The 14,064-nt window shown below is 59.1% G+C and carries 18 protein-coding genes, 1 tRNA gene and 1 pseudogene; 13 read left to right on the top strand and 7 right to left on the bottom strand.

Translation table 11 applies throughout. The features are described 5' to 3' along the window. Positions 1–7 precede the first annotated feature (7 nt). From minC to SYN9616_RS0114400, 5 genes and pseudogenes are all read left to right on the top strand, one after another. Entirely contained in the window at positions 8–649 is a 642-nt protein-coding gene (gene minC / locus SYN9616_RS0114420; RefSeq protein WP_037991103.1) for a septum site-determining protein MinC, read from the top strand. Between the two features lie 81 nt (positions 650–730). Beyond that, positions 731–1,543, top strand: coding sequence for a septum site-determining protein MinD (gene minD, locus SYN9616_RS0114415; protein ID WP_028953725.1), 813 nt, complete (start codon positions 731–733; stop codon positions 1,541–1,543). Positions 1,544–1,547: 4 nt separating this feature from the next. Continuing rightward, positions 1,548–1,833, top strand: a pseudogene (gene minE, locus SYN9616_RS0114410) (cell division topological specificity factor MinE); the annotation flags it as partial. A gap of 18 nt (positions 1,834–1,851) precedes the next feature. Continuing rightward, the gene (locus tag SYN9616_RS16760) at positions 1,852–2,061 is read left to right on the top strand and encodes a response regulator transcription factor (protein ID WP_028953723.1); all 210 of its coding nucleotides are present in this window, start codon (positions 1,852–1,854) and stop codon (positions 2,059–2,061) included. Then, positions 2,052–2,123: transfer RNA gene (locus SYN9616_RS0114400), tRNA-Thr, on the top strand. Before SYN9616_RS16760 ends, SYN9616_RS0114400 begins: the two co-directional genes overlap by 10 nt. A 7-nt stretch (positions 2,124–2,130) precedes the next feature. Here the strand turns inward: SYN9616_RS0114400 and SYN9616_RS17500 are convergent. Genes SYN9616_RS17500 through SYN9616_RS0114375 form a run of 5 tightly spaced genes read right to left on the bottom strand, consistent with a single transcriptional unit; the run spans position 2,131 to position 5,363 of the window. After that, positions 2,131–2,304 (bottom strand): hypothetical protein, encoded by a 174-nt coding sequence (locus tag SYN9616_RS17500; RefSeq protein ID WP_232200540.1) that lies wholly within the window; start codon positions 2,302–2,304, stop codon positions 2,131–2,133. 3 nt (positions 2,305–2,307) lie between these two features. After that, a complete protein-coding gene (locus SYN9616_RS0114390) occupies positions 2,308–2,901 on the bottom strand; it encodes an L-threonylcarbamoyladenylate synthase (protein ID WP_028953722.1) in 594 nt (197 codons plus the stop codon). Then, positions 2,898–3,791, bottom strand: coding sequence for a peptide chain release factor N(5)-glutamine methyltransferase (gene prmC, locus SYN9616_RS0114385; RefSeq protein ID WP_028953721.1), 894 nt, complete (start codon positions 3,789–3,791; stop codon positions 2,898–2,900). Before prmC ends, SYN9616_RS0114390 begins: the two co-directional genes overlap by 4 nt. Beyond that, on the bottom strand, positions 3,788–4,882 hold the full coding sequence (locus SYN9616_RS0114380) for a DNA-processing protein DprA (protein WP_028953720.1): 1,095 nt from the start codon (positions 4,880–4,882) through the stop codon (positions 3,788–3,790). The genes prmC and SYN9616_RS0114380 overlap by 4 nt, the downstream gene beginning before the upstream one ends. A 22-nt stretch (positions 4,883–4,904) precedes the next feature. After that, positions 4,905–5,363 (bottom strand): acyl-CoA thioesterase, encoded by a 459-nt coding sequence (locus tag SYN9616_RS0114375; protein WP_037991100.1) that lies wholly within the window; start codon positions 5,361–5,363, stop codon positions 4,905–4,907. A gap of 44 nt (positions 5,364–5,407) precedes the next feature. On the opposite strand from SYN9616_RS0114375, the gene SYN9616_RS0114370 reads away from it, so the two are divergent. Continuing rightward, positions 5,408–6,256, top strand: coding sequence for a universal stress protein (locus SYN9616_RS0114370; protein ID WP_028953718.1), 849 nt, complete (start codon positions 5,408–5,410; stop codon positions 6,254–6,256). 2 nt (positions 6,257–6,258) lie between these two features. Here the strand turns inward: SYN9616_RS0114370 and psbM are convergent, their stop codons facing one another. Next, positions 6,259–6,366, bottom strand: a complete 108-nt coding sequence (psbM, locus tag SYN9616_RS0114365) for a photosystem II reaction center protein PsbM (RefSeq protein ID WP_028953717.1) — start codon at positions 6,364–6,366, stop codon at positions 6,259–6,261. A 59-nt stretch (positions 6,367–6,425) separates the two neighbouring features. Continuing rightward, a complete protein-coding gene (locus SYN9616_RS0114360; RefSeq protein WP_028953716.1) occupies positions 6,426–6,869 on the bottom strand; it encodes a 2Fe-2S iron-sulfur cluster-binding protein in 444 nt (147 codons plus the stop codon). 180 nt (positions 6,870–7,049) lie between these two features. On the opposite strand from SYN9616_RS0114360, the gene psbB reads away from it, so the two are divergent. The 7 genes from psbB (at position 7,050) to SYN9616_RS0114320 (ending at position 13,956) form a co-directional block, all read left to right on the top strand. Beyond that, on the top strand, positions 7,050–8,609 hold the full coding sequence (psbB, locus tag SYN9616_RS0114355; RefSeq protein ID WP_028953715.1) for a photosystem II chlorophyll-binding protein CP47: 1,560 nt from the start codon (positions 7,050–7,052) through the stop codon (positions 8,607–8,609). 21 nt (positions 8,610–8,630) lie between these two features. Beyond that, positions 8,631–8,726: a photosystem II reaction center protein T gene (locus tag SYN9616_RS0114350; protein WP_028953714.1), complete on the top strand. Its 96-nt coding sequence runs from the start codon at positions 8,631–8,633 to the stop codon at positions 8,724–8,726. 211 nt (positions 8,727–8,937) lie between these two features. Then, positions 8,938–9,414 carry a transcriptional regulator NrdR gene (nrdR, locus tag SYN9616_RS0114340; protein ID WP_028953713.1) on the top strand — a complete coding sequence of 159 codons (477 nt, stop codon included), beginning with the start codon at positions 8,938–8,940 and terminating at the stop codon, positions 9,412–9,414. Between the two features lie 97 nt (positions 9,415–9,511). Further along, positions 9,512–10,630 (top strand): 30S ribosomal protein S1, encoded by a 1,119-nt coding sequence (locus SYN9616_RS0114335; protein WP_028953712.1) that lies wholly within the window; start codon positions 9,512–9,514, stop codon positions 10,628–10,630. An 18-nt stretch (positions 10,631–10,648) separates the two neighbouring features. Next, a complete protein-coding gene (locus SYN9616_RS0114330; RefSeq protein ID WP_028953711.1) occupies positions 10,649–11,425 on the top strand; it encodes an HAD family hydrolase in 777 nt (258 codons plus the stop codon). 27 nt (positions 11,426–11,452) lie between these two features. After that, complete coding sequence (metK, locus tag SYN9616_RS0114325; RefSeq protein WP_028953710.1) at positions 11,453–12,712, top strand: methionine adenosyltransferase; 1,260 nt, start codon at positions 11,453–11,455, stop codon at positions 12,710–12,712. Between the two features lie 5 nt (positions 12,713–12,717). Continuing rightward, a complete protein-coding gene (locus tag SYN9616_RS0114320; protein WP_028953709.1) occupies positions 12,718–13,956 on the top strand; it encodes an FGGY-family carbohydrate kinase in 1,239 nt (412 codons plus the stop codon). Positions 13,957–14,064: the final 108 nt, after the last annotated feature.

Genomic DNA, 14,064 nt, shown 5'->3' with positions numbered 1-14,064 from the left:
GAGGCCGATGCAGATCCTCCGACTGCCTGATCGGCACGTTCAGCACTGGCTCGACGCCCTGCCAGGACTGTTGCAGAACCTCGAATCGGGAACAATTCACATCGACTGTGGTGACTGGCGGCTGACCTGCAGTGATGTTCAACGTCTTCTCACGGCCCTGTCCGACCATGGGATCAGCCTGGAACTGCTCTCGGGCCTGGTTCCGGAGACTGTCGTCAGCGCCAATGCCCTGGGGTTGCCGGCCCGGTTGAACAGTGTGTCGTCTCTGCCCCCGACGACACGGAATAACGAGGGCGCGTTGCCCCAGGGGCTGCTGTTTCATCAAGGCACCCTGCGATCCGGGGATCACGTGCAGAGTGATGGCAATGTGATGGTGCTGGGAGATGTGAATCCTGGCGCCACGATCTCCGCCACAGGGCATGTGATGGTGTGGGGTCGCCTTAGGGGGGTTGCCCATGCCGGCAGGGAAGGCGACCGCAAGGCAAGAATTGTTGCGCTCCAGCTGCGCCCACTCCAGCTGCGCATTGCTGATGTCGTCGCCCGAGGGCCGAACGACCTTCCCCAGGTGGGATTGGCGGAACAAGCCCGCCTCGAAGGTGATGCCATCGTGATCGAGCCGGCACCGGCTGATCGACTCTGCGACCACTGAGTACGGCATTCGAGACGGCTATCTCCGTGCTTGTCAGTGGAAAGGGTCTGATTATTCTGGCCAGACCGAGGTGAGACTCCGTTGTCGACGTCCCGAACAATCCTGATCTGTTCCGGCAAGGGCGGCGTCGGCAAAACCACCACCACAGCCAATCTCGGCATCGCTCTGGCGCGACTCGGCTGCAGCACGGTGGTTCTTGATGCCGACTTCGGCCTTCGCAACCTCGATCTCTTGCTTGGTCTCGAGAATCGAATCGTCTACACAGCTCAGGAGGTCCTGGCTGAATCCTGCCGACTCGAACAAGCTCTCGTGAAGCACAAACAGGAGCCGAATCTCGCTCTCCTGCCAGCTGGAAACCCCCGCATGCTCGAGTGGCTGACACCCAAGGACATGCAAGCGATCGTCTCGCTTCTTGAGTCGAAATTCGACTACGTGCTGATCGACTGCCCGGCAGGAATTGAGGATGGCTTCAAGAACGCAGCCTCCGCAGCCAAAGAAGCCGTGGTTGTCACAACGCCGGAGGTGGCTGCTGTCCGAGACGCTGACCGTGTGATCGGCTTGCTGAACACGCAAGGGGTCACCCCGGTTCAGCTGGTGCTCAACCGCGTTCGGCCCAAGATGATGTCCACTCAGGAGATGCTCTCCGTGGACGACGTCACGGACATCCTCGCGCTGCCTCTTCTGGGCCTGGTGTTTGAAGATGAGCAGGTGATCGTGAGCACCAACCGGGGGGAACCTCTCACACTTGGGGGTAGCTCATCACCGGCTGCGCAGGCCTACAACAACGTTGCCAGGCGGCTTCAGGGGGAAGACATCCCACTCATGGATCCGGCCAAAGCCCGTCGTGGACTGCGTGCCAAGGTGCGCCAGCTGATGCAAACCAAGATCTTCTGAACCGATGACGTTGAAGGATCTGATCGACAAAGTGCTCGGCCGCCAGCCCAGCAGTGCCAGCACTGCCAAGGAGCGCCTCCAGCTGGTGCTGGCTCACGACCGAAGTGATCTCAACCCCGAACTGCTGGAGCAGATGAGGAAGGAGATTCTTGAGGTGGTCGCCCGCTATGTGGAGATCGACGTTCAGGAAGGGGACGTGAGCCTGGAAACTGAGGACCGGGTGACAGCTCTTGTCGCCAACCTTCCGATTCGCCGAACGATCGGCAGCTCCTCCTAAGGGGAACACTCTGAGCAGTCGATGTTCAGAGATGCCTTCAAGTTTTCCACTCACGGCGGCTGAGGAACGTGTCAGCGCACTTCTGCTGGAAGGTTTGACCAACCGTTCGATCGCGACTCGACTGGTAATAAGCCATCGCACGGTGGAGACTCACATCAGCAGAGCCCTGGCCAAGACAGGCTGCAAAAACAGGGTGGAGCTGGCGCTGTGGATGCTTACGATGCGTTCAACGCCGGCTTAGCTCAGCGGTAGAGCAGCGCTTTTGTAAAGCGAAGGTCATCGGTTCAAATCCGTTAGCCGGCTTGATGAATCAGACACCAGATCTCTCCCCCGTTGAGGTGGCGAAGATCCATGCCAGGAGCAGAAGGCCAGCCACACCGATGTGCTGCAGCTCCAGAAACGGAGTGAGCAACATCTCCAGTGGTTTAACGATCCAGTGAAGAAGGGTCATAAAGAGAAGACAGAGACCGATAAGGGTGATCACGCTTCAGAACCGTTCTGGAAGCATCACAGCACCCTGCCGTAAGACCTGCCAGGAACCTGATCCACACCATTGCGCCACCGTGCTGGCCAGACCGGACGGCTTTGGCCAGGGCTGAGGACCCAGTTGCGGAAGGGCCGGAAACATCAAAGCTGCCTCCTTCGCTGATCCTGCGGCCGGCTGGCCGGAGAGGTTGGCACTGCTGGTGGCGAGCGGACCAACGGTCTTCAGCAGAGCGCAGGTGGGCGGACAAGCGGGAATCCTGATGCCCAGGCTGCAGCCCCCTGGATTCAACAGGTCGACGATGGGACCCCTGGCAGGCAGTACGAGCGTGAGGGCCCCGGGCCAAAAGCGCTCGGCCAGCGACCTTGCGTCGACATGACAACACTCCTCCACACCCTCGAGCAAGACATCCACATCACCTCCCATCAGGATCAAGGGCTTGTCGGCAGGACGCCGCTTCAACAACCAGATCTGACGTGAATGTTCCGGCCGCACGGCCAGGCCTACAACCGTGTCGGTTGGAATCGCGGCAGCTTGTCCGTTCCGAAGCAGCGACGCCAGCGAAACAGCATCCAGCACTGGGGGGGATGGTGTCATCCCAATCCCTCCTGACATGAACGTTGACCGATGGCAAAGCGCTGGATGCCTCCAAGATCTGCTGATGCGGAAAGCCGCTCAAGACCGGCATTCCGCATCAGCTGGAGCACTGCCTCGCTTTGGTCATGGTGATGTTCGAGCAGCAACCAACCGCCAGGGGCCAGAGCGTCTTCGGCCGAACCAACAATGCTGCGGATGCAGTCCAGGCCATCCGCACCTCCATCCAGAGCCAACCTGGGCTCTTGGTCGCGCACCGTTGGGGAAAGGGTGTCGATGACGCTGTTGGGGATATACGGGGGGTTGCTCAACACCAGATCGAAGCGACCCCACCAGGGCTTCAGCGGATCCCACCACTGGCCGTGGTGCAAGTGGCAGATGTGTTCTGGAGAAAGGCGCATCAGGTTGCGACGAGCCAAACCCAGTGCCGCATCGCTGGCATCAACGGCATGTCCTACCGCAGTTGGATAGGCACGGGACAAGCTGACGGCGATGGCACCGGACCCGGTGCCAAGGTCCGCCCAACGCTTGACCGCCCCCTCCCCGCAGAGGCTGATGGCGAGATCCAGCAATTGTTCCGTCTCTTGCCGGGGGATAAGAGCAGCCGCGCTCACCTCCAGAAGCAAATCCCTCCATGGACAGAGACCCACCAGATATTGCAGTGGTACCTGTTCGCTGAGGTGACGTTGCCAAATCGCCTCCAGCTGCGAAAGGGGGACCCGCAAAGCAACAGACCGCTCACTGTCCACAAGCAGTTTTTGCAGATCCGACCAGGCCAGGCCTCCGGCAAGATCGAGCAGCCAGTCGAGATCGACTGGCTGTCCACCTCGCTGGAGCTGACGACGTCGCCATGCGAGAAGCTGCCCGCCCTCTGTGGTCTGGACAGCCCTCATCCCGGGATCGGACGCCAGCGATGTCCAGATTCACACAGCACACGTCCTTGCAATTCCAGGGCCAGCAAGTCCTTGGCCAGACGTGCCGATGGCCGGTTCAGAACACGACTGAGCTCCTCGAGCGATGCTCCATGTTCCAGGGCCTCAAGGAGCCTCTGATCAGAGTGGCTCCACTCCGTTCGGACCGATACCACTGGCGATTGGGCCGGCAAGGGGCCTTCACCGAGATGGTGAATGAGCTGCTGTGGCGAGAGCAGCGGAGCCGCCTTGTCGAGAAGCAATGCGTTGCTCCCCCTTGCGGACCCGCGTCCGGCATCACCGGGAACAACCCAGACAGGACATTGCTGATCAACAGCGCAGCGAGCCGTGATCAGGGCACCGCTTCGCTCAGGGCACTCCACCACCACCACGGCACAGGACAGGATAACAAGCAAACGGTTACGAGCTGCGAAATGACCTCGACGGACCGGTGCCGCATGGGCCTGCTCAGTCAGCAGCAAGCCCTTCTCACCAATCGCTGCTTGCAGCCTGCGGTGATGGCTGGGATACGCACGGTTGAGGGGGGTTCCAAGCACCGCGATGGGAGACCCGCCTGCGTTCAGACAGGCGCGAAGGGCCGCAGCATCGATGCCCTCGGCAAGGCCACTCAGTACAGGCCAGCCCGCCAGCGCCAGCGCGCTACTGAGTTCAGCAGCTGCGTGAAGGCCATGGGGGGATGCCGATCGGGTGCCGACCACGGCAACACAGCGTTGCTGGGCAATGACCGCCAGGAGCTCCGAACGACCCCGATGGAACAGGGCCAGAGGCGGCCTCTGTAATTCATTCAGCAGCACTGGCCAGCTTGGATCCCCCGGAAGGATGACGTCGCCAGGAACGTTGAGATCAGGAGCAGCCCCAGAGATCCGGCGAAAGTAATCGACCTGCTGCACCAGTGAATTTGGCCAGGCCAGTGCCCGCTGCAACCGATCGATCGGCCACGCCCAGAGATCCTCGAGACCGACGCCATGCTCAACAGCCACGGCCTCAAGCATCCGCATTCGCGCCGCACCGATGCCCGGGCAACGACTCCACAGCCACCACCAGGCTCGCATCGAATCAGTACAAATGTACCAACTAACTTAACGCCTCTCTCTGCGGGCCAAGGATCAATCGCTCCATCACCGGCATCAACTCGTCTGGGGCTCGCCTGAGAACGCGACCCTCGGCAGCCAGCATCACCAGCTCAACGACCGCAACCGCGACCAAGTCGCGGTTGTGAAACAGATGGAAGGACCAGGGCCAGCGGACACCGCGCTGAGGGCCACAAACACTTTCAAGCTCTACAACGTCGCCATGTTTGAGGCTGCGTCTGTAATCGATCTGGAGCGACACCACCGGCATCTCAATTCCAGCCGCAGCGATCTGGTCATAACGGGCTCCGGCCAAGGCCAGGGCTTCAACACGTGCTTCCTCAAGCCAGGCGATGTAGGTGCCATGCCAAACCACGCCAGCATGATCCGTGTGCTGCGGCAAAACACGTTTCTGGAGGCGCCAGGGCTGGGGCGTAACGCTCTCCCTCAGCTTGCTGTTCATTGGGGATCACGCCCATAGGCTTTCGCAAAGACTGCCGCACCACCGTGTTCAGAAACCTGTTGATCGCCGACTCAGGGACAGGGCATGTCGAGGAAATGGTCCGAATGCTTCAAGACATCCCGAGCTTTGGACGAGCCAAGGTGAATCTCCTGCACGTCGTGCAGGAACAGAACAAATCACAGGCGGATGACCACCGCAGCAATGCTGAACAGCTGCTGAAAGCCGCCATCCAAAAGATGGCCCTGAATCCAGACGGGGTGAACACGTTGGTTCGCGAGGGAGATCCCAAGCAGACCGTGCTGAAAGTTGCCGAAGAACTCAGCTGCGATCTCATCGTGATGGGTTCACGAGGGCTGGGCAGACTCCAATCCATCCTCTCCAACAGCACCAGTCAGTACGTGTTTCAGCTGTCCACACGACCGATGCTGCTAGTGCGGGATGACCTTTATGTCCGCCACGTCAATCGAGTCATGGTCACCGTCGACGGAACGGGTGTTGGCGATGAGGCCGTGCGTACGGCCTGTGAACTGGTTCGGGACATCCCAGGAGGAACCTTGACCGGCGTCCACGTCAGTCGTCAGGACATCACACCAACACGCGGGGGGCGAACCAAGGCAGACGACGTGCTTGATTCCGCCGTGCAACGGGCTCGGAGCTATGGAATCGACCTGAAACCGCTGCATGCAACCGGTGCTGACATCGGCCGTGAGGTCTGCCAAGCAGCGAAGCAGACACAGGCTGATCTGGTCGTAATCGCATCTCAAGACCGTCGCCCACTCGTTGCCAGAGGTCTTGTCGACCTCGACAAGTTACTGGGGGGGTCGGTGAGCGATTACATCAGAGTCCATGCCCCGGCTCCCGTTCTTCTTGTTCGCGAGGCAGAAAAGGGCTGAAATCAGCCCTGCTGCTTGCTGTTGGTCTGAATATAGAGAATCAGCAAAAAGATCCCTGGGACCAGAATGAACAAAAGGCTGGCGACGAATCCGAGATCGTTGGTTTCCATGGCCGCTGGGACGAGCCTCGAGAAGGTATCACCGACACGTGTCGATCAGCCCACCGGGGTCAGTCCTCTTCATCGGCAGTAGCAGCTTCAGCATCTTCATCCTGATCAGCGACAGCCACAGCTGGCCAGGCCGTCGGCCCCTCGGGGAGAGCGGCTTGACGCGCTGCTGTCAATCGCGCATCTGCATTGGGAAGACGGACCTGCGGACGGGTGAGGATCAACAACGAGCGCTCAACGAGGGCCTGACAAGCCAAACGCCAGTCCTGGGGTCGACGACGCAGCCTGGTTTCTTCAACACCCGTCCGGGCCGTTAGGGCATCGGAGTCGCCCTCATCGACAACGGACACAAAGCAGGTAACGCATTGTCCGCAACCCCCGCAGTTGCCCAGTTGACCTTTCAGCCCGTACAGCTGAATCCCTTCCCGCAGCGCAACGTCCCTGAGGTTCTCTCCCGGGTAGCAATCAACATCGCGACCCTCACGCACAAATCGAATGACGGGCATAAAGGATTCGCGAAAGGGGCACCACTATGGGAGGAAGGATTGCGTTTTGTGAATACAGCCTGCTGGGATCCGTGTCACGGCACGTTTCGTCCCTTTGCCTAAGCCGACGAAGCACAGCTGATAACCCTTACCATCGCCGAGTCTGGCTGCCGATGCAGCCTTGTTCCTCGAACCTGTCCCATGGGATTGCCCTGGTATCGGGTGCACACAGTCGTTATTAACGATCCAGGTCGACTCCTGGCCGTGCACCTCATGCATACAGCCCTGGTTGCCGGCTGGGCCGGCTCCATGGCTCTCTACGAACTGGCCATTTTCGACCCCTCTGATCCGGTTCTGAACCCGATGTGGCGTCAGGGGATGTTTGTGATGCCCTTCATGTCTCGCCTTGGGGTCACCGGTAGCTGGGGAGGCTGGAGCATCACCGGAGAAACGGGTGTTGACCCAGGCTTCTGGAGCTTTGAAGGAGTCGCCGCTGCCCACATCATCTTCAGCGGCCTTTTGATGCTCGCGGCGATCTGGCACTGGACCTACTGGGATCTTGAAATCTGGCAGGACCCTCGTACTGGTGAGCCTGCACTGGATCTACCCAAGATTTTTGGAATCCACTTGCTTCTTGCGGGTCTGGGTTGCTTCGGATTTGGAGCGTTTCACCTCACAGGTGTGTTCGGTCCAGGTATGTGGATATCTGACCCATACGGAATTACGGGCCATCTCGAAGCCGTACAACCGTCCTGGGGACCTGAAGGGTTCAATCCATTCAATCCAGGCGGAATTGTTGCCCACCACATTGCAGCCGGCATCGTTGGCATCATTGCCGGCATTTTTCACATCACGACACGTCCTCCGGAACGGCTCTACAAAGCACTTCGAATGGGAAATATCGAGACTGTTCTGGCGAGTGCAATTGCGGCTGTTTTCTTTGCAGCCTTCATCGTTGCTGGAACGATGTGGTACGGCTCGGCAGCCACCCCTGTTGAGTTGTTTGGCCCCACTCGTTATCAGTGGGATCAGAGCTACTTCAAGACAGAGATCAATCGCCGTGTTCAAACGGCAATGGATGACGGCGCCACCCGTGAAGAGGCTTACGCAACGATTCCTGAAAAACTTGCCTTCTATGACTACGTCGGCAACAGCCCCGCCAAAGGTGGTTTGTTCCGAGTAGGTCCAATGGTGAACGGCGATGGTCTGGCAACCTCATGGGTGGGCCACATCGTGTTCACCGATGGAGAAGGCAGAGAGCTTCAGGTTCGTCGTCTTCCCAACTTCTTTGAGAACTTCCCCGTTGTTCTCGAAGACGAGCAGGGCATTGTTCGCGCAGACATCCCCTTCCGCCGTGCTGAAGCGAAGTATTCCTTCGAACAACAAGGCGTAACAGCCAAGGTGTTTGGGGGCGCTCTCAACGGACAGTCCTTTAGTGACCCTGCAGACGTGAAGCGTCTTGCACGCAAGTCCCAGCTTGGCGAAGGATTTGACTTCGACAGAGAGACCTACAACTCTGACGGTGTCTTCCGGAGTTCTCCAAGGGGTTGGTTCACCTTTGGACACGCCACTTTCGCGCTGCTGTTCTTCTTCGGCCACATCTGGCACGGTGCTCGCACCCTTTACAGAGATGTGTTCGCGGGTATCGATCCGGATCTTGGCGACCAGGTTGAATTCGGTCTCTTCGCCAAGCTCGGTGACAAGTCCACACGCCGTCTCCCCGATGGTTACGTTCCCCCAGCGGGAACTCCCCTCAAATAGTCTCCCTACAGGATTCTTCCGATGGATAGCCTCGCTTACATCCTCATCCTCACCCTCGCGATTGCCACTCTGTTTTTTGCAATCGCTTTCCGCGATCCCCCAAAGATCGGCAAGTGAGTTTCACCAAAAGCCCTGCTACGGCAGGGCTTTTTGATTGCCTCGCCGACATTGCGTCGCAGATTGATCTCGATCTGGATCCGTAAAACGGCCAGTCTCATGACAGCAGAGAGGATCCCGGCGAATCGAAGCTGAGACTGATGTCGTGCAGGCCCTTCTCAAGACTCAAAACACTGTCTACAGTTGGTGCACTTTTAAGGATCTACTGGGCGTGCAGTGCCCCTCCTGCCAAAACACAGATAGCCGTGTTCTCGAATCACGCGCGGCTGACTCCGGACGCAGTGTGCGCCGACGCAGAGAATGTCTCAACTGCGAATTCCGTTTCACGACCTATGAGCGGGTGGAAACCGTTCCAATCACCGTGGTCAAACGCAATGGCAGCCGAGAGATCTTCAGTCGCAGCAAACTTCTGCATGGCCTGAACCGTGCCTGCGAAAAAACAGGCCTCGACGCCTCCCGCCTGGAATCCATGGTTGAGGAACTGGAACTGCAGCTGCAACAGCGGAGCGGACGCGAAGTGAGCAGCGCCGAAATTGGCGAACTTGTTCTTGCCCAGCTCAAAGTCATGAGTGAGGTGGCCTACATCCGTTTTGCCTCGGTTTATCGACAGTTCCGCGGCATCAGCGATTTCATCTCAACTCTCGAAACCATGAATCGGGACGAGACACACCTCGCAGCCGTCGGCTGAAGCCCACTCTGTAAGATCGTGAATTCTCCGTGGATCGTCGGCGGGCGGACCATGGAAATTCTCGTACTGCCCCCCCGAGGCAGACCGCCATACCCCCATGTCCGCGACTCCTACCGAAGAGCAGGTTCAGGAAACTCCAACAGCTGAAGCCAGCAGCGCCCCAGTGACCGCTGAGACAACTGCGGATCAGAGCTCTGCCGTTGAAGAGGCTGAACATGCATTCGCCGAGGACGATCTGAGCATCCCGGAGGACGTCCCCAGCGCGGATGACCCGAGCAGCAGAGCCACGAGCCGAAGCCTTGATGATGCTGGCTTCACCCTGGATGAATTTGCTGCTCTTCTGAGCAAGTACGACTACAACTTCAAGCCGGGCGACATCGTCAATGGCACCGTGTTTGCCCTTGAATCCAAGGGCGCCATGATCGACATCGGCGCAAAAACCGCGGCTTTCATGCCCCTGCAGGAAGTGTCGATCAATCGCGTCGAGGGTCTTAGCGACGTGCTGCAGCCAGGTGAAATCCGTGAGTTCTTCATCATGAGTGAGGAGAACGAGGATGGGCAGCTAGCCCTGTCGGTTCGTCGAATCGAATACCAACGTGCCTGGGAGCGGGTACGACAACTTCAGAAGGAGGACGCCACCATTTATTCAGAGGTCTTCGCCACCAACCGAGGTGGAGCTCTGGTTCGGGTTGAAGGACTTCGAGGCTTCATTCCCGGCTCTCATATCAGCACCCGAAAGCCCAAAGAAGAACTGGTTGCTGACTTCCTTCCGCTGAAGTTCCTGGAAGTGGACGAAGAGCGCAACCGCCTGGTGCTCAGCCATCGCAGGGCGCTGGTTGAACGCAAGATGAATCGCCTCGAGGTTGGAGAAGTTGTCATCGGCACCGTTCGAGGCATCAAGCCTTACGGCGCATTCATTGATATCGGCGGCGTCAGCGGTCTGCTCCACATCTCTGAGATCAGCCATGAACACATCGAAACACCTCATTCGGTGCTGAATGTGAACGATCAAATGAAGGTGATGATCATTGATCTCGATGCGGAACGTGGACGAATTTCGCTGTCCACCAAAGCACTGGAACCCGAACCAGGTGACATGCTCACGGACCCGCAGAAGGTCTTCGACAACGCCGAGGAAATGGCTGCTCGCTACAAGAAGATGCTGCTCGAGCAGGCTGAAGAAGGCGAAGAAGCCCTGGGCACGATGATGGTCTGAGCAAACCAGAATCAGTCGATGGCGGAGCTGCTGTTGAGGGGGCAGCCCATCGGACGTGTGAAGGGGGTGCTGTTCGACAAGGACGGCACCCTTTCTCACAGCGAGCCGCACCTGTTGCGGCTCGCTGACGAACGGATTGAGCAAGCTCTACAGACCTGGAGAGAGCAGGGACGTTCTGTTTCCTCTGAAGCTGAGCTTCACCAACAACTGCGAAATGCCTTCGGACGACGAGAAAACGGTCTCGATCCAGCTGGCACCCTGGCAGTTGCCGCCCGGCGTGACAATCTCACGTCTATGGCCACCGTGTTTTGTCTTCAGGGGTGCAGCTGGCCGGAAGCCTGCGAGATCGCTTCAGCCAGCTTTGATGCCAGCGATCAAGGCCCTGCAGGGCTTTCCACGATCAGCGCTCTGCTGCCAGGCGTCGATACCTTGATGAAATCCCTAGATCGCGCAGCGGTGACGATGGCCGTGATCAGCAATGACACTGCTGATGGGATCGAGCAGTTCTTATCTCACCACGACCTTCACAAGCGGATGAACGGGTTCTGGAGTGCCGACAACACCCCGCCGAAACCTGATCCCGGCGCCGTTCATGCCCTCTGCGAGCAGCTTGAGCTCCAAGCAAACGACTGTGCCCTAGTTGGCGATGCGGAAACGGATCTAACGATGGCCCGCTCCGCAGGGATCGGCGTTGTCATCGGGTTCCGTGGCGGCTGGGCTGTGACTCCACAACTGCCAAGCGCCCATCATCTGGTTGATCGATGGGCAGATCTGAGCGTGAGACCCTGCGCGTAAAGTCCGCCGAACTGTTCCTGCTGGTCCATGAGCCGCTTCGTGTTCACGTCTGAGTCGGTCACGGAGGGACATCCGGACAAGATTTGTGACCAGGTCAGTGATGCCGTGCTGGATGCACTGCTGGCTCAGGATCCAGCGAGCCGGGTCGCCTGCGAGACCGTTGTGAACACAGGTCTCTGCATGATCACTGGCGAGGTGACCTCCAAAGCCCAGGTGGATTTCATCCATCTGGTTCGCAATGTGATCCGGGAGATTGGCTACAGCGGCGCCAGAGCAGGCGGGTTCGACGCCAATAGTTGTGCAGTGCTGGTGGCCCTTGATCAGCAATCCCCGGACATTGCCCAGGGGGTCGATGAAGCCGATGATCACGAGGGTGATCCCCTCGATCTGGTTGGTGCTGGAGACCAGGGGATCATGTTCGGCTATGCCTGCAATGAGACGCCGGAGCTGATGCCGCTGCCGATCAGCCTCGCTCACAGGCTCTCAAAACGTCTGGCCGAGGTCCGCCATGACGGCACCCTCGAGTATCTGCTGCCGGACGGAAAAACCCAGGTCAGCGTCGTCTACGAGGACGACCGACCCGTCGCCATCGACACCATCCTGATCTCCACCCAACACACCGCTGAGGTGGCCGGCATCACTGACGAGAAAGGAATCAGGGATCGCATTACAGAGGATCTTTGGACCCATGTGGTGGAACCAGCCACTGCAGATCTGACCCTCAAGCCCAACAGGACTGCCACCAAATACCTCGTGAATCCCACCGGAAAATTTGTGGTGGGTGGGCCTCAGGGCGACGCAGGCCTGACAGGCCGCAAGATCATCGTCGACACCTACGGGGGCTATGCCCGTCATGGCGGTGGTGCCTTCTCCGGCAAAGACCCCACCAAAGTTGACCGTTCAGCGGCCTATGCCGCTCGTTATGTCGCGAAGTGCCTGGTGGCCTCCGGCCTGGCCGAGCGTGCGGAAGTGCAGTTGAGTTACGCGATTGGAGTGGCACAACCCGTCTCGATCCTGGTCGAGTCCTTCGGCACAGGGAAGGTCTCCAATGCGGAACTCACCGAACTGGTTCAGGAACACTTCGACCTGCGCCCTGGCGCGATTATCGAGAGCTTCGGGCTGCGAACACTTCCCCAGCAACGGGGAGGACGGTTCTACCAAAACACCGCCGCATACGGACACTTCGGACGGAACGATCTCCAGGCACCCTGGGAAGATGTCGCCGACAAGAGTGCTGAGCTCCTGCAGGCGGAATCCAACCGTCTCAAGCAGGGCGTCACCGCCTGAACCCGATGGGGGAGAGTCCGCTGGTTCTGGGTATCGACCTGGGGACCAGCGGCATCAGGGTTGCCGTGCTGAATGAGCAGAAAACGATTCTGCACAGCCAATCGTCTCGCTATCGAACAGGGCTGACGCGGCCGGAAGATTGGCAGCAGGGATGCAGGGAGCTCATTCACGCCATTCCTGAAGGAATGCGTTGCCGATTGCTTGCCTTGGCTGTGGATGGCACCTCAGGCACCCTGTTGGCCTGCCAGCCCGATGGAGCACCGATCAGCCGAGCACTCCAATACTCAGAAGCCTTTCCAGTTCACGCGGAACAACTTCAACAGCTGGTCCCTGATGGTGGACCGGCTGCCAGCACGAGCAGCAGCCTTGCCCGCTGCTTGCAATTGATTCAGCAGTACGGCGGCGATCTGCTGGTGCGCCATCAGGCGGACTGGCTGAACGGTTGGCTTTTGAACGACTGGCGTTGGGGAGAAGAAGGGAACAACATCAGGCTTGGATGGGATCTCGAGCACAACGCCTGGCTTCCTGGAGTTGTTGAGCAGACATGGATGCATGCCCTGCCTCAGATCAGTCCCAGCGGATCAACGCTTGGGCGAATTGCCGTTGAGCGCGCCGTTGAACTGGGTTTGCCCGAACAGCTGAAGGTCATCGCAGGAACAACCGATTCCAACGCAGCTGTACTGGCGGCGGATCCCGGAGACGACGACGGAATCACGGTTTTGGGGACCACGTTGGTGATGAAGCGTTTCACGGAACGACCCATCCGGGGACCGGGGATCACCAGTCACCGGGTAGGGGGACGCTGGCTGTGTGGAGGAGCCTCCAATGCTGGCGGTGGCGTACTAAGCCGTTTTTTTGATGACGAGCTGCTCAAGGAACTCAGCCGGCAGATTGATCCAGAAACGGACAGTGGCCTGAGCCTTCGTCCATACCCAAAACGAGGCGAACGCTTCCCCGTCGACGACCCGGACCTTGAGCCCGTTCTGGAGCCTCGCCCAGTCAGCGACGCGCTCTACCTCCACGGATTGCTGGAGGGTTTGGCGGATATTGAACAACAGGGCTGGCACTGCCTCACGGAGCTCGGGGCATCACCTCCCAGCCGGGTGATCAGCCTCGGAGGCGGGGCCCGCAATCCGCAGTGGAGAAGACTTCGCGAACGCCGGTTAAGGGTTCCGGTCGTGAGTTGCTTTCATCCGCCAGCCGCCGGGGTCGCACGTCTAGCACTGGATGCCGTCGCCGGGTGAGAATTCAACGCACCGCTGGAGCGTCATGCCCAACAAGTTGCGCGATGGTCTGGCCATCGGACTGTTCGTGATCCTGGCCGGCTACGTAGCGTTCAGTGGAATTCGGCT

This window comes from Synechococcus sp. CC9616 (assembly GCF_000515235.1).
Classification (GTDB): Bacteria; Cyanobacteriota; Cyanobacteriia; order PCC-6307; family Cyanobiaceae; genus Parasynechococcus.
This window is presented reverse-complemented; position numbering and strand designations above follow the sequence as displayed.